The 21,776-nt window shown below is 43.1% G+C and carries 16 protein-coding genes; 11 read left to right on the top strand and 5 right to left on the bottom strand.

The window, feature by feature from the left end; all coding sequences use genetic code 11:
- Positions 1 to 3: 3 nt before the first annotated feature.
- Entirely contained in the window at positions 4 to 1,017 is a 1,014-nt protein-coding gene (locus tag BY457_RS09470; RefSeq protein ID WP_146130966.1) for a cellulase family glycosylhydrolase, read from the bottom strand.
- A 167-nt stretch (positions 1,018 to 1,184) separates the two neighbouring features.
- Here BY457_RS09470 and BY457_RS19005 point away from each other — a divergent pair, with 167 nt between their 5' ends.
- Positions 1,185 to 1,322: a hypothetical protein gene (locus BY457_RS19005; RefSeq protein ID WP_181256448.1), complete on the top strand. Its 138-nt coding sequence runs from the start codon at positions 1,185 to 1,187 to the stop codon at positions 1,320 to 1,322.
- A 306-nt stretch (positions 1,323 to 1,628) separates the two neighbouring features.
- On the opposite strand, the gene BY457_RS09465 is transcribed toward BY457_RS19005, so the two are convergent.
- Positions 1,629 to 2,630, bottom strand: coding sequence for a glycoside hydrolase family 43 protein (locus BY457_RS09465; RefSeq protein WP_106153080.1), 1,002 nt, complete (start codon positions 2,628 to 2,630; stop codon positions 1,629 to 1,631).
- A 188-nt stretch (positions 2,631 to 2,818) separates the two neighbouring features.
- On the opposite strand from BY457_RS09465, the gene trhO reads away from it, so the two are divergent.
- The 5 genes from trhO (at position 2,819) to lgt (ending at position 10,262) form a co-directional block, all read left to right on the top strand.
- On the top strand, positions 2,819 to 3,832 hold the full coding sequence (gene trhO, locus BY457_RS09460; RefSeq protein WP_106153079.1) for an oxygen-dependent tRNA uridine(34) hydroxylase TrhO: 1,014 nt from the start codon (positions 2,819 to 2,821) through the stop codon (positions 3,830 to 3,832).
- Between the two features lie 198 nt (positions 3,833 to 4,030).
- On the top strand, positions 4,031 to 5,044 hold the full coding sequence (locus tag BY457_RS09455; protein ID WP_106153078.1) for a tRNA dihydrouridine synthase: 1,014 nt from the start codon (positions 4,031 to 4,033) through the stop codon (positions 5,042 to 5,044).
- Positions 5,045 to 5,446: 402 nt separating this feature from the next.
- A complete protein-coding gene (locus tag BY457_RS09450) occupies positions 5,447 to 5,992 on the top strand; it encodes a hypothetical protein (RefSeq protein ID WP_258176683.1) in 546 nt (181 codons plus the stop codon).
- Between the two features lie 115 nt (positions 5,993 to 6,107).
- The gene (secA, locus tag BY457_RS09445) at positions 6,108 to 9,440 is read left to right on the top strand and encodes a preprotein translocase subunit SecA (protein ID WP_106153077.1); all 3,333 of its coding nucleotides are present in this window, start codon (positions 6,108 to 6,110) and stop codon (positions 9,438 to 9,440) included.
- 6 nt (positions 9,441 to 9,446) lie between these two features.
- On the top strand, positions 9,447 to 10,262 hold the full coding sequence (gene lgt, locus BY457_RS09440; protein WP_106153076.1) for a prolipoprotein diacylglyceryl transferase: 816 nt from the start codon (positions 9,447 to 9,449) through the stop codon (positions 10,260 to 10,262).
- A 215-nt stretch (positions 10,263 to 10,477) separates the two neighbouring features.
- On the opposite strand, the gene BY457_RS09435 is transcribed toward lgt, so the two are convergent.
- Positions 10,478 to 11,047 (bottom strand): hypothetical protein, encoded by a 570-nt coding sequence (locus BY457_RS09435; RefSeq protein WP_106153075.1) that lies wholly within the window; start codon positions 11,045 to 11,047, stop codon positions 10,478 to 10,480.
- A 453-nt stretch (positions 11,048 to 11,500) separates the two neighbouring features.
- Between BY457_RS09435 and BY457_RS09430 the strand changes: the two genes are divergently transcribed.
- The 4 genes from BY457_RS09430 to BY457_RS09415 all read left to right on the top strand — a co-directional run bounded on the left by BY457_RS09430 (position 11,501) and on the right by BY457_RS09415 (position 15,332).
- Positions 11,501 to 12,772 carry an LVIVD repeat-containing protein gene (locus BY457_RS09430; protein ID WP_258176682.1) on the top strand — a complete coding sequence of 424 codons (1,272 nt, stop codon included), beginning with the start codon at positions 11,501 to 11,503 and terminating at the stop codon, positions 12,770 to 12,772.
- A 495-nt stretch (positions 12,773 to 13,267) separates the two neighbouring features.
- Positions 13,268 to 14,503, top strand: coding sequence for a M48 family metallopeptidase (locus BY457_RS09425; RefSeq protein WP_106153073.1), 1,236 nt, complete (start codon positions 13,268 to 13,270; stop codon positions 14,501 to 14,503).
- A gap of 369 nt (positions 14,504 to 14,872) precedes the next feature.
- Positions 14,873 to 15,064 (top strand): type II toxin-antitoxin system RelE/ParE family toxin, encoded by a 192-nt coding sequence (locus BY457_RS19355; protein WP_219885152.1) that lies wholly within the window; start codon positions 14,873 to 14,875, stop codon positions 15,062 to 15,064.
- Positions 15,033 to 15,332 carry a helix-turn-helix domain-containing protein gene (locus tag BY457_RS09415; protein ID WP_106153072.1) on the top strand — a complete coding sequence of 100 codons (300 nt, stop codon included), beginning with the start codon at positions 15,033 to 15,035 and terminating at the stop codon, positions 15,330 to 15,332. Before BY457_RS19355 ends, BY457_RS09415 begins: the two co-directional genes overlap by 32 nt.
- 170 nt (positions 15,333 to 15,502) lie before the next feature.
- On the opposite strand, the gene BY457_RS09410 is transcribed toward BY457_RS09415, so the two are convergent.
- Positions 15,503 to 18,487, bottom strand: a complete 2,985-nt coding sequence (locus BY457_RS09410) for an insulinase family protein (RefSeq protein ID WP_106153071.1) — start codon at positions 18,485 to 18,487, stop codon at positions 15,503 to 15,505.
- Between the two features lie 301 nt (positions 18,488 to 18,788).
- On the opposite strand from BY457_RS09410, the gene hemH reads away from it, so the two are divergent.
- Entirely contained in the window at positions 18,789 to 19,799 is a 1,011-nt protein-coding gene (hemH, locus tag BY457_RS09405) for a ferrochelatase (protein WP_106153100.1), read from the top strand.
- Positions 19,800 to 19,805: 6 nt separating this feature from the next.
- Here the strand turns inward: hemH and BY457_RS09400 are convergent, their stop codons facing one another.
- The gene (locus tag BY457_RS09400) at positions 19,806 to 21,773 is read right to left on the bottom strand and encodes a methyl-accepting chemotaxis protein (RefSeq protein WP_106153070.1); all 1,968 of its coding nucleotides are present in this window, start codon (positions 21,771 to 21,773) and stop codon (positions 19,806 to 19,808) included.
- Positions 21,774 to 21,776: the final 3 nt, after the last annotated feature.

Here is a 21,776-nt window from a genome sequence, read left to right as displayed (position 1 = left end):
TGACTAATTTCCTTTCATCTTATCCTTCAGATATTTAGTTCGAATCGATGTCTTTTGGATGCTCACAGGATGTGTGACAGCTATTTCAAGCCCCCAATCAACCAATCCTTCATAAGTGCCGCGTTTTTCTCCGCGAGTCATGTCCATCAGGGAACAATCTCCGTTAGGGACATCTCCCCACGACCAGGCCAGCCAACCAATTTTGTGCTTTTGACATTCGTTCATAATGGTTTTGTAATCAATCCACTCTTTGCAACCAACACCCATGGGCGCAAATTCCCCTACAATCAGAGGGAGATCCATATCTACCGCTTTTTGCAATCCGTTGATTATTCTGTCGGTAGCACCATCGTCGGCAGGCCACCAGATATGAACAGAGAAAAGCAAATTGGTTTCGGGATCGTGTTTAAGAAGTTCCGGGCCGGTTTCCATAAGAATGTCAATATCCTGTCCCCAACCGGAGGCATCGATGACCAGTGGACACCGAAGCCCGGTTTCACGAATGCGTGAGATAGCCTTTTTATAACCTTTCAGGAATTCAGGCGCTTTCACATCGTGTCCACCACATTCATTAGCGATATTCAACAGCAGGTAAGGTTCATGTTTCCGTAGGACTTTTACAATTTGGGGTTTCACCCAATAATCAACCTGACTTTGTAACTTTTCAAAATCACCTGTAGCTCCGTGAAGTTCAGGCATGGGGAACATTCCATTGTTGATGGCATTCTGAATCACTTTGTCCAGGTTGTCAGCCGTCGCAGTGGAGTCATCTTCATCGCTAAGCCAGACAATACGAACAGTGTTGGCACCCGTTTGAGCAATTTCAGTCATCAGCGTATCGCCCGTAGGATCATCCGACCAGATAAACATTTCATTGACGCCTCGCAATACAACCTGTTCGCCGTTGGCATCAAACAGGTGTCTGCCATTAACAGTCATCCTTGATTCTGAATTGGTGAAATAGAGAATCATGGCAATGGCCAGAAAAATGAGTATGGTGGTGCGTTTTTTCTTCATTGTGCTAACCTGGATTAATGGGAAATGCAAATATCTGTTGTTTTGCCGAAAACAAAAAGAGAGTCCTGCTTCCGGAACGGCTGTCTGCAATCAAACGACTGATGGGTGCAAGATAAAACGACTTTTTTTAAAATAAAATGAAAAGAATGTTCCTGTAATGAGTTGTAATGAATAAAGATTTCCCTAAATCCTCCCTGGTGGGGACTTTGAGTATGCAGGGAGAATCGATGGAAAAGGTGGAAAGGTGGATGGTAGAACCGGTGGAAAAGCAGTCCGCACAGCATTTCATATATGCTTCAGCTTAATAATTTGTTATATGAATATATTTGTAAGTCATTTAAAATGAGTGGTTATAGTTTGGTTTTTTTATGTGTGTTGTAATTTTTTATTAAATAAGAAAATTGATTAAGGCACTGATGATAAGCTCGTTAGCTATATGATAATTGACCTTTCTTCGTGCCTTCTTCGGGGCTTGTTCGGCCTTTGTTCTACTGTTCTCCGATCCTATAGGAGTCGGAGAACAGCCGAACAACAGTCGAACAACAGTCAATGAAGGCCCGATACAGGTACGAAGAAAGGTACGAGCAAGGGCCGTTGACAAAGGAGAGATATTACTCAATCATCGAAACCCCCTTTTCAGTTCTGACTACTTTTTTAATTAGTCCGTTTTCATCATATTCCAGTTTATCGATGCAGACGCTGCGACGAAAAGGACCTCCGTTTTCCAATCCCGCGGTATGGTAAATGAAATAATCGTTCCCTTTAAAGTTGACGATGGCCTGATGGTTGGTTGGAGAGTTAGGAATGGTATCATTAATGACTCCCTGATGTTTCCACGGGCCGGTAATGCTTTTACTGGTGGCATATTCCGTACGTGAAGGATAACCCGCTGCATAACTCATGTAATAAGTGTCTCCGCGTTTATGGACATAAGGAGCTTCGAAGAAGTTGGTCAAACCTTCTACGTTTTGCACTGGTCCATCCAGTTCCATCATGTTACTTTTGAGTTTAACCATACGCACTTCGTTCCACGATCCCCAATAAAAATAGACTTCACCGTCGTCATCAACAAAAACGATCGGATCAATATTCAGCGGAATGGAGTTGGTGGTGGTGTCCATGATCAGTGCTTCGCCTACCGGGTCGTGATAAGGACCTGTGGGATGATCGGCCACCGCAACGCCCATGGCAAAACCTTCATTCACCCGGGTTGCAGGATCTTTATGCACGATGGGTACATACCACCAAAATCTGCCATGGTTTTCTACGATGTCTCCGGCAAAGGCATTGTGTGAACCCCATTCAAAATCATCTACCGATAGCTTGGAACCGTGATTGGTCCAGTTTACCATGTCAGTAGTGGAGAATATGTACCATTTGTTCATCAGAAATCCATCAACTCCTTCTACTTGCTCATCGCTGCCGGTAAACAGATACAAGGTATCGTTGTGAACGAGCACCGACGGATCGGCAGTGAAAGGTTCCTCAAAGAGGGGATTCCCACTGTATTTGACTTCTTCGTTTTCTGAATTCATTGGGCTGGAGTTTCCTGATTTGGTTTGGCAACTGCTGAATACCAAAATCAACAGCAAAAGCGGAAATAGTTTTTTCATATTGTTTTTTTTGAGAATTAGTTTCAATTTTTTCTAATAACGAAATAACGGCTTTCTCAAATAAAACAGGAGGATTATTGGTTATTGCTGGTGGAGTGTGGGAGAGAATTTGAAATAAGACTGTTTTGTCCGAAATGGTAAAAGTTTCTATCTTTGCCCCTCGTTTAAGCTTCAAAAATGGATAGAAAATGTTATTATATAATCGATTAGGGCCTTCGGCGTTGAAAGCAAGATTGCAGGCGGAAAAATTTCATCGTCGCACCGTTTCATTTTACAAGTATGTTAATATTGAAAACCCTCAGGAGTTTCGCGATGAACTCTATATTGCCTGGGATCAGTTGCAATGCTATGGACGGGTGTATGTGGCTCATGAAGGCATTAACGCCCAGATGAGTGTGCCGGAGCATTTTATTGATGCTTTTATCGCATACCTTGAGATTGTTCCGGCGTTGAAGAATGTACCTCTCAAATGGGCTGTGGAGGATGATGGAAAGTCCTTTCTGAAGCTGGTTGTTAAAGTTCGCCCTAAAATTGTGGCTGACGGGCTTAAGGATGAAGTATTCGATGTGACCAATGTGGGAACACGACTTTCTCCCATAGAATTTCACAATCTGGCCCAACAGGAAGGTGTGATTGTGGTGGATATGCGCAACAGCTATGAAAGCGAGGTCGGGCATTTCGAGAGGGCCATCTGTCCTGAAGTAAGAACTTTCCGTGAAGAAGTGGAGTTGGTCGTTGAGCAACTTCAGGAACAGAAAGATAAGAAAATACTGCTCTACTGCACCGGGGGTGTACGCTGCGAAAAGGCCAGTGCCTGGATGCGTCATCATGGCTTTTCGGATGTCAACCAATTGCATGGCGGGGTAATTGCTTACACCCATGAGATTAAAAGGGCCGGATTACCCTCACAATTTATCGGGAAGAATTTTGTCTTTGACGACAGGCTGGGAGAGCGGATTACGGAAGATGTTATCAGCCATTGTCATCAGTGTGGTAAATCGTGCGATACCCACGTGAATTGTGCTTACGACCCTTGTCACAAACTGGTTATTCAGTGCGATGAATGTGCTGAGAAATATGCAGGATGCTGCAGCGAGGAGTGTTTCCGGGAATTTAGCCAATTGAGTCAGAGGGATTCTTTAGGGCAGAGTATGAGTGAGGCTGAGGCTGAGGCTAAGGTTGAGGCTAAGGTTGAGATATAGGTTATTAAAGTTGCAGGACTGTGCTATAGCGGTAACATAGAATTAGTGAAATAAGCGGAACAAGTGGCTGTGCCGGAAGAGAAAAATGAAACCCCAATGTTCTACGCTCGCTCCGGAGTTGATATGGAAGGACAGAGTCTTCTCCTTATATGCCTGATATGGCATAAGTTTTAATTTTCCTTATGTGTTTTAAACAACATGCCGAATACAAAAAATAATTTCTGGAAAACTGCCAAACGCCCGCTGGTGATGCTGGCTCCCATGGAAGATGTCACTGACACAGCCTTTCGGGAATTGGTGCTGCACAACACGCTCCCCGGCCATCTGGATGTGGTATTTACCGAGTTTACCTCTACCGATGGATTATGTCACCCCCAGGGGCGAGAAAATGTGGCACAGCGATTGGTCGTGTCAGAAACAGAACGTCAACTGCTCAAAGAGAAAGGGGTGAAGATAGTTGCACAGATATGGGGAAATAAACCCGAAAAATACCTCGAAGCAGTAAAATACATTGATGAGAATTACGATTTCGACGGGATTGATATTAATATGGGTTGCCCCGTGCGAAACGTTGTTGCCCACGGCAGCTGTTCAGCGCTAATCGACAACGAATCCCTGGCTGCAGAAATAATACAGGCCACCAGTGAAAGCACCTCTCTTCCGGTAAGTGTCAAAACGCGTACAGGCCTCAAAAAGGTAGATACCGAACGCTGGATGGATTTTTTGTTTCGTCAGCCTCTGGATGGTGTTATATTGCATGGCCGCATCCAGAAACAAATGTCGGAAGGGGAAGCCGACTGGAATGAAATTGCCAAAGCCTCAGCCATACGCGATGATTTGGCACCTGATGTTCCGCTCATTGGTAACGGCGATGTCTTTTCGCTGGATGATCTCCATGACCGTTGCAAAAGATACAAAACTGATGGCGTCATGATCGGTCGCGGCATCTTCAGAAATCCCTGGATGTTTCAGTCGGACTTGTCAAACATTGACACCGATCAAAGACTCGATACCCTCCTAAAACATCTTCAACTTTATGAGGCAGCATGGGGCAAAACACGACCTTTTCCGATTCTTAAACGCTTTTTTAAAATATACATCTCCGATTTCAGGGGTGCAGCCGAACTGCGCAAGGAGTTGATGGAAACCAATAGTTTTGAGGAGGCCCGGAGAGTGGTGGAGTTTGCAAAGCGCATGGAGTGCGGGGCATAGAGCATGGAGCAGACCGTCAAATGCAGGTCTCTTGGTTCGGCCGATTTTTTCTGTTGAGAGCGGCAGAGCAGAGGCCAATCCGTTGGAGGTTATATATGTGGAAATCAGGTGCGGCGGATTCTTTCTAAGGAAAGCGGCACAGCCGAAGCCGATCCGCCGTTTCCATAATGTGGCCGATTTTCGACAAGTAAAGCGGCAGGATCGAGGCAATCAGCCTTCTAATGGCGTATGGGTTTCTGCGAGTCTTGAATGGCGGATTGGAGGCCGCCATACCTGTCAATGGTGAATCGGAATCCGCTGTTCGGTGATCGGTTTGAAATCCCACCAACTTCTGCCTTAAAACCTTGTTCACTTTTTCAACTCCGATGAAAACCACATATTCTTCAAATCCTTATGTGTCTTATGTGGTTCAACTCAACCTTCAATGTTAAATTCCCCCGAAAACCCACGAAAATTGCAAAACTTTTAACATCTTTACAGGCCGAAACGGAGAAAAAGATATTTGTGCGAAACTATTCTGAAATAGGATGTTTGACCCTGCTTGGGGTAACACTTACGGTTTATGTAGCTGTAGGTGCGTGTCAGCCCCATGAAGGATGGCCCGATAGTCCGGAGAAAAACATCTCCGCCGAAGAGGTCGTCAAAGCCCTCAGGGAAGGTAATGGGAAACACTATTTTGTGAAAATTTCCAAGTCCTCTGTTTTATCAGGCGATTCCAAAGAAGCTTTGCCTGTTTTTTCTACTGTAAATATTTCTGCTTTGTCAGGCATTTCCGTGCTACCGGAGATTTTACCCGATGCGGTTTTGTTTACATTACCCCAGCGATGTGGTTCGGAGGTGTGGCTGACAGATTTGCAGGATAAAAGGTACCTTAGGCAGAAGCCGGAAACCCGGAATTCTGCTACTTTTCCTTCTCTTGAAATACGGGCTGGACCTTCTGTGGCCTGATTGTTCATTCCCGACACTTTCGGTATCAGTTTTATTGCCTGATTTTTTTGGCACCAATTCTGCAGATAACCGCAAGTGAATTTTCATTTTGTAAAATATTAATTGTTAGAAATATATGTCTGCATTTAATCAGATAATGACCAAGTTGTTTGGCAGTAAGTTTACGCGTGACCAGAAGCTGGTGATGCCTGTTGTCGAACAAATAAAAGCAGTTTCTCCTGAGATAGAGAAGCTCTCCAATGATGAGCTGCGTCAACGCACGTTAGATCTTAAAGCCCGCCTGAACGATAAAGTAAGTGAGGAGCAAAAGCAAATTGATGAGCTTAAAGAGAAAGCGGATACCCAAAAAATGGGCATCAATGAGCGTGAGGATATTTATGACCAGATTGATAAGCTGGAGGACGAAATTACCGAAAAACTCAAAGGTACGCTGGATGAAATTCTTCCCGAAGCATTTGCTGTAGTTAAAGAGACTGCCCGGCGCTTCAAAGAAAACGAAACAGTAACGGTTAATGCTTCTGATTTCGACCGCGACCTGGCTGCGAAATACGATTTTGTAGAGATAGAGGGTGAAAATGCCATTTATCACAATACCTGGCAGGCGGGAGGTAACGAAATCACCTGGGATATGGTGCATTACGACGTGCAGCTCTTTGGTGGTGTGGTCCTTCATCAGGGTAAAATTGCCGAGATGGCTACAGGGGAAGGTAAAACCCTTGTGGCAACCCTGCCGGTGTTTTTGAATGCACTGACCGGAAGAGGCGTACACCTGGTAACGGTGAACGATTACCTGGCCAAACGTGACTCTGAATGGATGGGGCCCATTTTCATGTTCCATGGACTGAGCGTGGATTGTATCGATAAACACCAGCCCAACTCCGAGGCTCGCAGGGCTGCTTACAAAGCAGACATTACCTACGGAACCAACAATGAGTTTGGTTTTGACTATCTGCGTGACAATATGGCTGTTTCGCCCAAAGACCTGGTGCAGCGCAAGCACAACTATGCCATCGTGGATGAGGTGGACTCCGTATTGATTGACGATGCACGTACGCCATTGATTATCTCCGGTCCTGTACCCAACAAAGGGACTGACGAGCTCTTCATGGAGTATCGCCCCAAAGTAGAGAAACTCTTTGAGACACAGCGTGCTTTGGTGACCAAAATACTTGCCGAAGCTAAGCAGAAACTCAAATCTGAGAATTCTAAAGAGCAGGACGAAGGCGCGCTGCTGTTGCTTCGTGCCTACAAAGGACTTCCTAAAAATAAGGCCATCATTAAGTTTCTGAGTGAGCAGGGCATGAAGGCCCGTATGCTCAAAACAGAGAACTTCTACATGCAGGAGAACAACAAGAATATGCATGTGGTGACCGATCCCCTTTATTTTGTGATTGATGAGAAAACCAATTCGGTGGAGATGACCGATCAGGGAATCGATTTGATAACAGGAACCAGTGATGATGCCAGCTTCTTCGTGCTTCCGGATATTGGTTCCGAAGTGGCGACACTTGACAAGGATGACAGCCTGAGTGAAGAAGACAGAGTGGCTAAAAAGGATGAGCTGCTTCAGAATTATGCTGTTAAATCGGAGCGTGTTCACACGGTAAATCAGTTGCTTAAGGCGTATGCCATGTTCGAGAAGGATGTGGAATATGTGGTGATGGACAACAAGGTGAAAATTGTGGATGAGCAGACCGGCCGTATCATGGAGGGGCGTCGCTACTCCGACGGTTTGCACCAGGCTATTGAAGCTAAAGAAAGGGTTAAAGTGGAAGCGTCCACACAGACCTATGCTACCATTACCCTCCAGAATTATTTCAGGATGTATAATAAGCTCGCTGGTATGACCGGTACTGCCGAGACGGAAGCAGGAGAATTCTGGGACATTTACGAACTGGATGTGGTGGTGATTCCCACCAATCGCCCGATTACCCGGAAAGACCATGAAGACCTGGTATATAAAACCACCCGGGAGAAATACAACGCTGTTATCGAGGAGATCTCCGGACTTGTAAAAGCCGGCAGACCGGTACTTGTGGGTACTACCTCAGTGGAAGTCTCGGAGTTGCTCAGCCGGATGCTTAAAATTCGTGGTATCAAGCACAATGTATTGAATGCCAAGCAACACCAGCGGGAAGCCGAGATTGTTGCCGATGCCGGTAAGGAAGGTGTGGTGACCATTGCTACCAACATGGCAGGTCGTGGTACCGATATCAAGCTGTCCAAAGAGGTAAAAGAGGCCGGCGGTTTGGCCATTGTGGGTACCGAGCGTCACGAGTCGCGTCGTGTGGACCGTCAGTTACGTGGTCGTGCCGGTCGTCAGGGGGACCCGGGTTCTTCTCAGTTCTTTGTTTCGCTCGAAGACAATCTGATGCGTCTGTTTGGTTCCGATCGTATTGTGAAATATATGGACCGTATGGGAATCCAGGACGGGGAAGTGATTCAGCACAGTATGATTACCAAGAGTATTGAGCGGGCGCAGAAGAAAGTGGAAGAGAACAACTTTGGTATTCGTAAGCGTCTGCTGGAATATGATGATGTGATGAACTCACAGCGTGAGGTGATTTATACCAAACGTAAGCATGCTCTGTATGGTGAGCGTATTCAGGTGGATATCTCCAATATGATGCTGGATACCTGTGAGGAATTGGTAACCGAATATCAGGGAACCAATGATTTTGAAGGATTCAAAACCGAGTTGATACGTACTTTCTCTACCGATTCTCCCTTCAAACAGGAGGAGTTTATGAAAACCAAGGTGGAAGAGCTTGCAGATAAGTTACATACTAAGGTATGGGACAATTATCAGCGTAAGATGGAGACCATTGCCCGTCAGGCTTATCCTGTAGTCAAAGATGTCTTTGAGAATAAGGGGGAAGTTTATGAAAATATTGTGGTTCCCATTTCTGACGGTCAGCGGGTGTTCCAGATTACCACCAATCTCAAAAAAGCTTACGAGACAGAGGGTGCCGATTTGGCCAAATCATTCTCCAAGGCCATGTTGCTGCTTACCATCGACGAAGCCTGGAAAGAGCACCTTCGGGAGCTTGACGACCTGAAGCAGGCGGTACAAAATGCTTCGTATGAACAAAAAGATCCGCTGTTGATTTATAAGTTTGAGTCGTTTAACCTTTTCAAGACCATGATTGGGGAGAATAACCGCAAGGTGGTTGCTTCACTGGCCAAGGCCCACATTCCCATCAGGGATGCCAGTCAGGTGAAACAGGCCGAAGAGCGCAAACGCAGCGATCTGGGGCGTTTGAAAATGCAGAAAGATGAAATGCCGGGAGTGGGAGCACCCGGTGTGGCGTCGAGAGGCGGGCAGCCCGGAGAAGCACCAAAAGAAAAGCCCAAGGCAGAGCCTGTACGTGTGGAAAAGAAGGTTGGACGTAACGATCCCTGTCCTTGCGGAAGTGGTAAGAAATACAAACAATGTCACGGAAAATAACGATTTATGTTTTTACTGAATTATATTAGCTGGAACCCCGATCCGGAGATTTTCTCTCTGGGGCCGTTGACCGTTCGTTATTACGGACTGCTTTTTGCCCTGGCTTTTTTATCGGGTTACTACATCATTGAGCGGATGTTTAAACGGGAAGAACTTCCCGAAAAATGGCTCGATAAACTCTTTATTTATGTGGTGGTAGCCACCGTTATCGGAGCCCGCCTGGGGCATGTCTTTTTCTACGGATGGGATTATTACTCGCAGCATCCGGGAGAGATTCTGGCCATCTGGCATGGCGGGCTGGCAAGTCACGGCGGGGCCATCGGAATATTGGTAGCCATCTATTACTATTCCAAAAAAGTTTCCAAAAAACCGATGCTTTGGATTCTTGATCGTCTGGTGGTACCGGTTGCTTTGGCGGCAGTCTTTATCAGACTGGGCAATCTTATGAATTCCGAAATTGTGGGTCGGGTTACTGATGTACCCTGGGCTTTTTGGTTCCAGCGAGTTGACGGCCAGGAAATAGTTACGCTTAGGCATCCAACTCAAATATATGAAGCTCTTGCGTATCTTGGTACATTTGTCTATTTGATGTTCTTGTATTGGAAAACCAATGCAAGACTACGTCAGGGGCTTCTCTTCGGCGTTTTTCTGATAGGTGTTTTTGCTTCACGTTTTATCATTGAATTTGTGAAGGCTGATCAGGAGGCTTTTGAAGCAGGAATGGCCATCAATATGGGACAAATTCTGAGTATTCCCTTTGTGATTGCCGGCTTGTACTATGTGCAAAAAGCCATCAAACGAGGACCGGTGCAGAAACAATGATTCGTACATCGTCTTTGCAAGATAACACCAACTACTTCGTTATTCTCGTTTTTGAAACAGTCATTTACGAAAAGTAAACTCCTTGTTTTCAAAAACTTCGAAAGCCTCGTATTTGGCGCTTTCTTATCAAAGACTGAATAACCTTAGTTTTCTTGCAAACGCTATATATCATTAAAAACAACGATGGCGGCTGATTTTCAGTCGCCATTGTTGTTTTAGAAAATTGCCATTCCGATTCTCACCGAAAACCGGTTGTATTTTATTTTTCTTTCCAGCTCTCTGTATATCCAGTGCTCCTGCACATGCCCGGATACCTGATAATGATAGCCCGCAGAGATAAACAGTTTGCTGTTTCCTTTCATAGGGAATACATATCCCAAATGAGAATTTGTGAAAAATCCACCGTTGGTTTCCAAAATTTCTGCGTATTCCAGGCTTGCATCTTCAAGAGGAAATGAATGCCCCAATGCGCCCTGCAGGAAAAATCCGCCATTGTTTTTTGATGAGAGAAAGTATTTGATATCAGGGCCAACGGGCAAAAGAGTTACATCAAACCATTCTACTCCCGTGGTTAATCCAACCGCCCAGTGATTACCCAGTTTAAGTGCCGGTGCAATCCGAAATGAACTTATACTTCCTTTTTCATCCCCGGATGAGCCAATAAACTGACCGAAAGAGGTGAAAATGGCATATTCTTTCTGATCTTCATTAACTGTTATTTCTTTTTCCTGAGCCTGACTGCAAAAAGTCGATATCAGCAGCAAAATGGTAATTGTTGTTTTCATTTCTTTGGGTTTTCAGTAAAGATGGGTTTTTTTCTTTTTAGTTGCGTAGGTGAATTAGTTCTAATGAATTAACATTTTGAATATGCTGGCTTGCTTGAAAGGACTGACCTTGACAGGTAAGCCTAAAAACAAGGTTTTTTTATCGTAAAATCGTCTCTGTTTGAATCTCGAGCGCGTAGCAAGCGAGATGAGTTTTGACGATTACGATAAAAGAACTGTAGTTTTTAGAGCGAAAGCTGGCACAGTCTTGATCTTCTTTGCCTACTTTCTTGTATCAAGACAAGAAAGTAGGTCAGGGTCTAAGGGATGAAATCCCTTTTGGGAAATATTTAGTACACTATTGTCACGTAAGTAAAATTATTGAACGCAACCTTTTACGCATATATGCATCTGATAAACAATGGTATTTACGAAAAATCTATTCTTATACTAAAAACCCAAAAATCAAACAACATGAAAAAAGTTTCCATTCTTCTACTGACATTGGTTCTTATAGCCGGCTTCTCTTCCTGTAGTGACCGGATTGAAGAAACCTACACGGTGAATACCCCTGAGTACCTCAGTTATGAGGATTTGCGCTCTTCTTTTGCGCTAAAAAGTGCGGAAGCCATCCGTCAACCCGGAAAATTTTATTTTAAAGACGATTTTATCTTTATCAACGAATACCAGAAAGGCATCCACGTGGTTAACAATGCCGATCCCTCCAATCCTGAAGTTTTATCGTTTATTGAGATACCGGGGAATGTGGATATGGCAATTAAAGGAGATAAACTTTATGCCGACAGTTACATTGATCTGCTGACCATTGACATTAGCGATATGAACAATATTATGGAGGTGGATCGCGATACTAATGTTTTTCCATACATCATTCCTGAATATGAAGTGGGGATACTTGACGACATAGATCAAGCCCGGGGAGTGGTTACCGGGTATAAAGTGACCGAGAAAACAGAAGATGTGTCCGGTGATAGTGATGAATATCGACATTTTCCCCGCTGGGAGTCTTCATTTTTTCTGATGGATGGTGCACTGGCAAGCAACGTCAGTAATACCGGAACAGGGCAGGGAGGCTCCATGGCCCGTTTTACGGTATATGGTGATTACTTGTATGCCATCGATAAGGCCTCTTTGAATTTGTTTGATGTGTCGGATGCCGCCAATCCTGAATACAGTAAGCGGATTCCTGTAAGCTGGGAAATAGAGACCCTGTTTCCATACAATCAGATGCTGTTTATCGGAGCACGTTCGGGGATGTTTGTTTACAGTCTTCAGGATCCCTCCAGTCCTCAGTTTATTTCCCAATTTAGACATGCCTCAGCCTGTGATCCGGTAGTAGTAGAGGGGGATTATGCGTATGTTACGCTTCGGGGAGGAAATCTCTGCGGAGCCATCGAAAGTCAACTGGAGGTCATCGATATTTCCGTCATTGAATATCCTGAGTTACTGGAGACTTACCCAATGACAGAACCTTATGGGCTGGGGATTGAAAATGAGGTGCTATTTGTTTGTGACGGAAAAGCGGGCCTCAAAATTTATCATGCCAATGATCCTTATGCCATTGATGAGAATTTGATTGCCCATTACAAGGATATTGATGCCTATGACGTGATTCCCCTGGGGGAAGTTCTTTTGGTGATAGGTAAGGATGGACTGTATCAGTACGATTACTCTTCGCTGGAAGATATTCAAAGACTGAGTTATTTACCTGTTTATGATAATTAGTTGTGAGAGGGCCTGAGTTTATGTTGCAGAGCGGAGACTGAAAGTTAAAGAGAGGAATTTTGATGAAGAATAGGCTGTGGAGTTGCGACCGGATTGTCTCGTTTTTCGGTCAAAGGTTCACAGCTTTTTATTTGTGAAGTTATTGCTTTTCTATTCTTCTTTTATGACTCTACGTCTTACTCCTTATGGACAGAAGGAGCCTGAAGGGCTCACATATTTATGACTGTTTTCAATTTGAAAATGACCGACGCTGAAGGTGTCGAATGTAAAATACGAAATACTTTTTCTTATTGAACACCGGCCAAAACCCTATAATGCTTTTTGAGATATTTGATAATTAATTGTTTGTATAAGCGACGGCATTAAGTGCAAGAATCTCATAATAAAACTTTACGTCATTGCGTTTGTGTTTTTTTTAACGGAATATTGACCAGTTTCCCGGTTTGTTTTTAAGCCCTGTAAAAACTAAGTTTGCAGCTTCTTAAAAATAAACCGATGCAAACACATACACTGCTGTTCTTTATTATTATTGCTATTCTTCTTCTGGATGCCGTGTGGGGTTGGATCCTGGAAGAATTGAACCGCAAAAGCTGGACGGATAAGGTTCCTGAGCGATTATCAGACGTCTATCCCCAGGAGAAATTTGAAAAACAGAAGCAATACCGGAAAGTGAATCACCGGTTCGGAAAGATAAGCTCCACTTTTAGTTTGTTAGTGTTGCTGGTTTTTTTGTGGTTTCATGGATTTGCCCGGGTAGATGAATTGGTGCAACAGTTGACAACACATTGGTTGTGGCGTCCTTTGTTCTTTTTTGGAGCTATCGGATTGGCCTCTATGGTGATAGGGATCCCTTTTTCTCTTTATCAGACCTTTGTAATTGAGGAAAAGTTCGGATTCAACAAAACCACGCCCAAAATCTTTGTGCTTGATCAGATAAAAGGCATTGTTATAGGGGCCATCATGGGTGGCATATTGTTGGGGCTTGTAATCTGGTTTTATGAGTTTGCCGGACGTTGGTTCTGGCTTTATGCCTGGATAGGACTTTCGGCGTTTATGATTTTCTTCAGTAAGTTTTATACCACCCTTATTTTGCCGCTTTTCAACAAACAGACACCTTTGGAGGAAGGCGAATTGCGCAGTGCCATAGAAAAAATGAGTCAAAAGGCCGGTTTTACCCTGGAGAATGTATTTGTGATGGATGGTTCGAAACGTTCAACCAAAGCCAACGCCTTTTTCAGCGGATTTGGAAAAAATAAAAGGATTGTTCTTTTCGATACCCTGATTAATGATTTGGATACAGATGAAATCGTTGCCGTTCTGGCTCATGAGATCGGCCATTTTCGTTTGAAGCATATTGTTTGGAGTACTGTTTTGGGGCTTTTACAAACCGGGGTTATGCTGTTTCTACTGGGATGGTTTGTCAATGAGCCGGCCCTGTCAGAAGCTTTAGGTGCATCAAAACCTGTTTTTCATATTGGCCTGATAGGTTTTGGTATTTTGTATAGCCCGGTGAGCAGTTTGTCAGGATTGGGAATGACCATTTTTTCTCGCCGCAATGAATACCAGGCCGATGCTTTTGCAGCAAAATATGCAGAACCGGAAGCCTTGCAAACCGCCCTGAAAAAGATTTCAGCCAATGCCCTTAGTAATCCCACACCACATCCCTGGTATGTTTTCTTTAATTATTCGCATCCGCCATTGCTGAAACGTCTTGAAGCACTGGATAAGTAGATCCTGAGATAAGGGACTATGGATTTCAATGATAAAAAATAAAACGACAAAATATATCTGACATTTTTCCCTTTATTGAAAATATTTATCAGTTAGAATATAATAATTGCTTCATTTACTTTGCAATACATGCGGTTTTGCGGTGTCTTGTGGTGTGTTAGTTTTAAAATATTATCCATGAGAATATTAAAATAGAAACTAATTAGTTACATTTACAGGTGAATTATGAGAACCCTTGAACCCTATGAAGACTACTTTTGGCATTTTTACAACTCACTTTCTGCAAAAGAAAAAGTTGATTATGTGTTGCAAATTGTAATATCAGTAGAACGAATCTCTACAAAGTTTTTTTAACACCTTGATGATGGCATTTATGAAATCAGAATTGAGGCAGGAAGCAATATCTACCGCATTTTTTCTTTTTTTGATGACAATAAATTGGTGATTCTATTGCATGGTTTTCAAAAGAAAACACAAAAAACACCAAGAAAAGAAATTGCTCAGGCAAAAAAATTAAGAAGGATGTATTATGACAACAAAGAATCCCAAAACAATAAATGAACTCTTTGACCAAAAGTACGGCGAAGAAGGTACACCGCGTCGTGAAGAATTCAAACAAAAAGCAGAGGCTTTTATGGTTGCAGAGTTGATAAAAGAATCTCGCAAAAAGGCCAATTTAACGCAACAAGAACTGGCAGATAAACTGAATGTAAAAAGAACATACATCTCAAAAATAGAGAGGGCTTCTAGTGATATAAGAATTTCAACTTTGCGAAAAATTATTGAAAAAGGATTAGGAGGGAAGCTTCATGTAAGTGTGGAACTTTAACCTTCCAAAACCATAAATGGGATCAGGGTTTAAAGGATGAAATCCCTTTTGGGCAAATATATTGAAATCAAAGAGAATAAAGCCGGAAAAAAACAACCCACATTGCAGGATTTTAATCTCCCTGCAATGTGGGTTTTCTGTTTTTTCAAAAGACCCGGAGCCCTATGCACTTACTGTACAACCTGACGTACAGACTCGAACAACTCTTCATGCGCATTGATCTTTTGATCGTTACCATATACACAATAAATGTCCTGACTCATTACATCTGAAATTAACTGCGCGTAACCGGAAATATCTTCGGCAGTCGTGTTTAGTATGGCGTTGCGCTCCTTCTGCATCTTTTCTTTGGTCTCTTTCTTAAAATAATTGCTCATGGCAATGGTGCCTCTTTGAGACGCAGTTGAAGGATAATCGATGTTGGAAATGGTACCAATGATGTATCGGGTCATTTCTGTACTGTCGGCGTCAAAATTCTGCAGGTATTCTGCACCTGCATCATAATTGTCAAGTGTTTCAGTGAGGTTGGGATCCCGGTAGGAAGCGAACATCAATGTTCCTGTAGGCGAAACTTGTGCCCATCCGCCATAAGCACCACCCATTACTCGAATTTGGGTTTGAAGGTAATCCGTGGAAAGAATCTGGTTAAGAACTTCCATTTTTCCGTCCCATTCATATCCCAGCTTTTTGTAGTCATAGCCTTTGGTCACATACTGCACCAATGAAGAAGACATGAGTCCCTCATTTTTAGGTTCAAGGTTGAATTTCCATTGGTTCAGAGATACTTCACCTTCCGCCAGTTCAGGAACAAAATTATTGAAAGCTTCCTGGTAGGTAGTGAAATTTTCTCCCGAACAAGTGATACCGGCAATAAGATTTTGCTTTTTGATGAGCAATGAGGCCACTTTTTGCAGATTGGCAATGATTTCTTCATTCCTGGAATCAAAATTCTCCGTCAAATCTGTGACAAAATCATAATATGTCAGACCATTAATCATTTCATTGAACATACCTGCATTCTTAAAATAGGAGGTAAGCCGGTTCATTGCTACGCCCACACCGTAATTTTTGGCTTGAGATTCCACCTGTGATTGATGACGAATCAGTAGCTCTTTTAAACGTTCTGTATCATCTATTTTTGTGTGATTGAGAATCTCATCCAATAATTCAAAGAGCTTATCTGTTTTGTCCACCGTAGCTTTTGCAGTGATTCGGAGTTTTGGAATAAGTTTATCATCTGAATCATTTTCCAAATAAGAATTCAGATAAGTATAAAAGCCCCCGGTATGAATGTTCAGTGCATTATCGAGCTCACCAAAGCTGTAGTTTTCAGTATTCATTTTTCCCAGCAACTGACTCAGCAGGTTTGCATAGGGGATGAGTTCCTGTGGAAGTGGTCGTAAATCGAAAAAGAAATTGGCATAGACAATATCGTTGGTGAAGTCCTCATAATGCAACACAGGGATGTCACCTATGCTTTTTTCAGCCACTTCATACCACTGAACATCTGTGCTGATGTCTGATCGTGACAACATGGGGATAGACGCTACTGCTTCGGGGGAATCTTCAGCCTGCTGATACTCTTTCAGCGCTTTGGTTTCCTCAACAAGTTTTTGCAGCTCTTCTTCAGAAAGGCTTGCTTTATACTCAGCGAGCTTTGCTTTTGTCTGTTCTGACATCTCCTTTTCCAATCCGGGCTCAGGCTTGAATACCATCATCAGGGCATGTGGATTGTCGATGAAATAGTCTTGTACAATTTGCTGAAGCATACCATTTTTGATGCCTTCTTTTACTGCGGCCAGCGGTTTTTCGAACTCAATACCGTCGTAGATATCATCAGCGAAAAGAAAACTGTTTTTCAATGAGAAAAGGTAAATCAATCCTTTGTAGGGACTATCGCCCTCTCTGAGTCTGAACTCCATCCGGTTGACGATTCCTTCAATCATCTCTTCTTCAAAACCTTCCTGCGCAACTTTCCGGAGTGTTTCAGATACCACCTCCTGAAATTTTTCCCCATCCTCGGGATTCGCATTCTGAACAATGAACTGGAAGATATTCTGCTTGCTGTCATCCACATAAGCATAAATGTCTTTCCCGATGCCGGCTTCCTGAAGCGCAAGACGCAGTGGAGCTGATTCGTGGTTTACCAGTGCCTCAGAGATAATGTCAAGCGCCATTGTAAGGTCTTGGTCTGTAGTGAGTCCTGCTACATAATAGTATCCCAGAAATGTTTTGTCGCGCGTGTCACTTCCTTCAGGAACACTGTAAGACTCCTCCAGTGTTTTCTTTTCACTAAAAGGCTCCTGGAGGGGAATTTCCAGTTTTTCCTCCTGCTTTTCGTAATTGGAGAGATATTCACTGTTCAGGAACTCCAGTTCCTTGTCCAGATCGGCATCTCCGTAAAGAAAAATAAAACTGTTGGAAGGATGATAATAGGTTTTATGAAAGTTTTTAAAATAATCATAAGTCAACTCGGGAATGGCTTCGGGATGTCCTCCAGAGGAAACACCATACGTATTATCGGGAAACAAAACTTTATAGGTGTGATAACCCATCTGACGTTCGGGATCAGAAAAAGCTCCTTTCATTTCATTGTAAACGACCCCTTTATAGGTGATTTCTCCATCCATGTCGTCAAGTTCGTAGTGCCAGCCTTCCTGTTTGAGGATGCGTGGATCGGAATGCAGTAACGGATTGAATACCGCATCCATATAGACATGCATCAGATTGAAATAATCCTTGTTGTTCATACTGGCGATGGGGTAAGCCGTGTAATCCGGCCAGGTCATGGCATTCAAAAAAGTATTCAATGATCCTTTCCGGAGAATGTCAAAAGGACTTTTGGCCGGAAAATTCTCAGAGCCATTGAGAACGGAATGCTCAATGATATGAGGTGTTCCATAGTCGTTCTGAGGCAATGTCTTAAAAGAAACAGCAAATACCTTGTTGGCATCATCAGCTGCAATTTTCATCAATCGCGCACCGCTTTTCTCGTGTTCGAAATAAAGACAATTGGCATTGACTTCTTCGACAAATCGATTCTCGATTAGTCTGAAGCCGTGATAGACTTCACCTTCTTTGTGGGCAGGGCCATCTGAACATGACCACATTGAAATCATCATGGTGATTGCCACCAAATAAATCATGTGTTTCATTACTGTAAAATTTAATTGTAAAGGTTTAATGGAACTCGTCCCGATTATTCGGGACTCGTTTCATTCGTTTACGGTTTTTAATTAGAAATTTAGATTGAATTCAATTATTAAAAGTACGCATTTTTCTTATTATTTGAGTGTGTTCATTGAAAAGTGAGGATTTTTTATTTGTGAGAACCTATCTTAAAAATGATTGTTTCTTCCTAAATATGCTATTTTCGTAAGTTAAATATCTATCACGATTACCGGAGTAAAACAAGTTTGTTCTTTCCTGTGGTAAGTGATTTATTCAGTTAGTTCTATGTCAAAAAAAGTCATTCTTTTAGCCAATCTGGGATCCCCGGATTCCACTCAAACCTCCGATGTACGAAAATATTTAAGAGAATTCCTGATGGATGAACGGGTTATCGATATTCCCAAAGTCCCCCGATGGTTGTTGGTTAATGGAATTATAGCCCCATTCAGAGCACCCAAAAGCGGGGCAAAGTACAAAAGTATCTGGACTGATGAAGGATCCCCGTTGATTGTACTGACGGAAAAACTGACCCGTAAAGTTCAGGAGCACTCAGGTATGCCCACATATATGTGTATGCGTTATGGCAATCCGACTCCTGAAGCTGCTCTCTCTCAGATCGCTGAAGAACATCCGGATGTGGAAGAAGTGGTCTTATTCCCGTTATATCCTCATTATGCCATGAGTAGCTATGAAACAGCCGTGGAACATGTAAAAAATTCCTGGGAAAAAGGGCCTTGGAAATTTCAACTAAAAGTGATTGCTCCCTACTACAACTATCCGGGATATGTGAAAGCACTGGCTGAAACCATCAAGCCTCACGTCGAAGCGGATTACGACCATTTGCTTTTTAGTTATCATGGGGTTCCCGAGCGGCATATTCTGAAAGGAGATATCACTGGTAACCATTGTCTGAAGAGTGACGACTGCTGTCAGAAGGAATCACCCGCTCATCAGAAATGTTACCGTCATCAGGTTTTTGAGACAACCCGTCTTGTTGCAGAGTATCTTCAAATACCTTCAGAAAAATACAGTGTGTCCTTTCAATCCCGTTTGGGCAGTGATAGATGGCTGGGGCCCGCCACAGCGGATGTGTTGGAAGTTTTTCCAACGCAAGGCATAACGAAGTTGTTGGTTATTACGCCGGCTTTTGTGAGCGATTGTCTCGAAACACTGGAAGAGATAAAGATAGAAGGCCGGGAAACATTTCTGGAAGCAGGAGGGGAGTCTTTTACGGCCATTCCCTGTCTCAATTTGAATGATGAATGGGTGGAAACAATCGTTGAGTTGGTTCGGTAGTATTTCTCAGTTTAGTACCGTTACTCTGACTTCTTCCGGTTGGTCGTTTTCGTCATTAGCCAGCAGCTCTGCCCATTCCCACTGATTGATCTGTGGCAGATTCGATGCTTCCTCATTGTCCTTTTTGTAAAAAGATAGAATATCCTGTAACTCATTGGTGTGACTTTCAATGTGGTCTGCTTCAGAAGTCAGAAATTCAACCATTTGGGCGGTATTTTGGGTTTGCAGATTAAGTTGCTGTATAGCTGCAGCAATATGAGATGTTTCTGTATTCTGTTGTAAAGAGGTGGATGCCATATTATACATTATTTTCTGGTTGTGAGAAATAATCGTATTGATGTTATCCAGGTTTTTAATGGCTTCATCCGAAGATGATTGTCCCTGCTCACTGATGGAATTAAGTTGCCCTGCCACCTCTTTGACTTTTGCTGCAAGTTCCCGCATCGCATTGGCAATGGCGGCAAAACCGTTATTAGTTCCATCACCTCGTTTAGCTTCAATAGAGGCATTCAATGATAAAATGTAGGTCTGTGACGCCAATTCAGAGATGGAGGATGACCTGGAAATAAGAGATTGCATAATATCGATGGCCTGCCGGTTTTGTGAGATATAAGTGTCCATATCTTTTCTTGCCTTTTCCAGTTCAGACGCTGCTGTGCCGGCTTCCGTACTGCTGTTTTCTGTCAGTGACAGCATCTCTTCCACCGAGGCAGATATTTCTTCAGCCGAGGAAGCTTGCGACGTTGTGGTTTCATTTAACTCATTTGATCTGCTCTTCAGGCGTTGTGTCAGGTCGTTGAGAGATTTCCCGATGTTGGTTAATGCCTGCACCATTCTGGTGGCCTGATCCTGGTGTGCCTTCATGGATCTGGTAAGTTTTCCGATTTCATCATTGCGCTCCGATTCCGGGATGGATACCAGAATTCCATCTGATTGTAATTCGGACAGATGCGTAAGTTCAAGCAACGGATCGGATAGTGAGCGACTGATGCGCCAGGCTAAAAGAATGCCAATCAGGAGTGCCAGAGAAATGCTCCACCACCATACATGGGTAGCATTGGATGCGTGTTCGAGATTTAACTGCGCACTGCGTTTGAGGGTGTCTTCTTGTTTGTTAGCCATCTCCATGGTAAGTGACAGCCCTCTTTCGAGAAAATCATGGTTATTAAGTTGACTGTAAATCTGCCAGTTATCCTTAAGTGTGGAGAGTGATTCTTTGCAGATCTCATTTTGGATCAGAATTTCGTTTAGTGCATCCAAGTCGTATTGTTTGGTTGTCATAGGCAAAATGGTTTGTACATTGTTGCTGATGATATCAAAGGCACCGGACAGATCGTTCAACAGAGTGGGGTCATTTCTATAATTGGTTTCTCCGATGGTTATTTTAAGGTTTTCCGCAGCACTTACTATCTCATTCATTAGATTGATCTTATCCACACGGCGCTTAATGATGTAGTCCGCCGATTTTTTGTCCACATCCTTTTTCAGCTTGTTGTATTGCAAATGCAAATAATTATCAGATAGCTTCTGAAGCTTAATTTGTGCTGAATCCAGTTGGGCATAAGATTTTTCTACTTTTCCAGCCGCTACATAAGCTTTTGCACTTTGTTTTCTGAAACCGGAAAGTTCTTTTTCGATGTGCTGCCACTTATTGCTTTGGAGATTATCGGATGCCTCCTGTAGCCGGGAGAGTGTTTTTTCGGCTTGAGAAAGATGATGATTGGCCAGAATGTAATATTTATCCTCCTTAGAGTTGGAAAAGCTTCGAAGATTGAAGATCGCTTGTTGCCAATGATTTTGTAATTGGTAAGTATGACTGAGTGCCGGTATCTTTTCGTTGTAAAGCGATCGGGAGGAGGTGTTGATGGAGAAAAGTCCTGAAAGCAGTAGTGCTCCAAACAGAACCGTGACTAAAAGTATAAGTCCGAAACCTAAAAATAGCTTGTGGCGGATTGTCATTGATTGCCAGTTCATAAG

Source organism: Marinilabilia salmonicolor (assembly GCF_003003035.1).
Classification (GTDB): domain Bacteria; phylum Bacteroidota; class Bacteroidia; order Bacteroidales; family Marinilabiliaceae; genus Marinilabilia; species Marinilabilia salmonicolor_A.
This window is presented reverse-complemented; position numbering and strand designations above follow the sequence as displayed.

Coding starts and splice junctions, on each gene's coding strand:
- BY457_RS09425 (WP_106153073.1), top strand. CDS start 13,268: ATGCAAACACATACACTGCTGTTCTTTATTATTATTGCTATTCTTCTT.
- secA (WP_106153077.1), top strand. CDS start 6,108: ATGTCTGCATTTAATCAGATAATGACCAAGTTGTTTGGCAGTAAGTTT.
- BY457_RS09400 (WP_106153070.1), bottom strand. CDS start 21,773: ATGAACTGGCAATCAATGACAATCCGCCACAAGCTATTTTTAGGTTTC.
- BY457_RS09450 (WP_258176683.1), top strand. CDS start 5,447: ATGTGGTTCAACTCAACCTTCAATGTTAAATTCCCCCGAAAACCCACG.
- BY457_RS09430 (WP_258176682.1), top strand. CDS start 11,501: ATGAAAAAAGTTTCCATTCTTCTACTGACATTGGTTCTTATAGCCGGC.
- BY457_RS09415 (WP_106153072.1), top strand. CDS start 15,033: ATGACAACAAAGAATCCCAAAACAATAAATGAACTCTTTGACCAAAAG.
- BY457_RS09470 (WP_146130966.1), bottom strand. CDS start 1,017: ATGAAGAAAAAACGCACCACCATACTCATTTTTCTGGCCATTGCCATG.
- trhO (WP_106153079.1), top strand. CDS start 2,819: ATGTTATTATATAATCGATTAGGGCCTTCGGCGTTGAAAGCAAGATTG.
- BY457_RS09435 (WP_106153075.1), bottom strand. CDS start 11,047: ATGAAAACAACAATTACCATTTTGCTGCTGATATCGACTTTTTGCAGT.
- hemH (WP_106153100.1), top strand. CDS start 18,789: ATGTCAAAAAAAGTCATTCTTTTAGCCAATCTGGGATCCCCGGATTCC.
- BY457_RS09465 (WP_106153080.1), bottom strand. CDS start 2,630: ATGAAAAAACTATTTCCGCTTTTGCTGTTGATTTTGGTATTCAGCAGT.
- BY457_RS19005 (WP_181256448.1), top strand. CDS start 1,185: ATGAATAAAGATTTCCCTAAATCCTCCCTGGTGGGGACTTTGAGTATG.
- BY457_RS09455 (WP_106153078.1), top strand. CDS start 4,031: ATGCCGAATACAAAAAATAATTTCTGGAAAACTGCCAAACGCCCGCTG.
- lgt (WP_106153076.1), top strand. CDS start 9,447: ATGTTTTTACTGAATTATATTAGCTGGAACCCCGATCCGGAGATTTTC.
- BY457_RS09410 (WP_106153071.1), bottom strand. CDS start 18,487: ATGAAACACATGATTTATTTGGTGGCAATCACCATGATGATTTCAATG.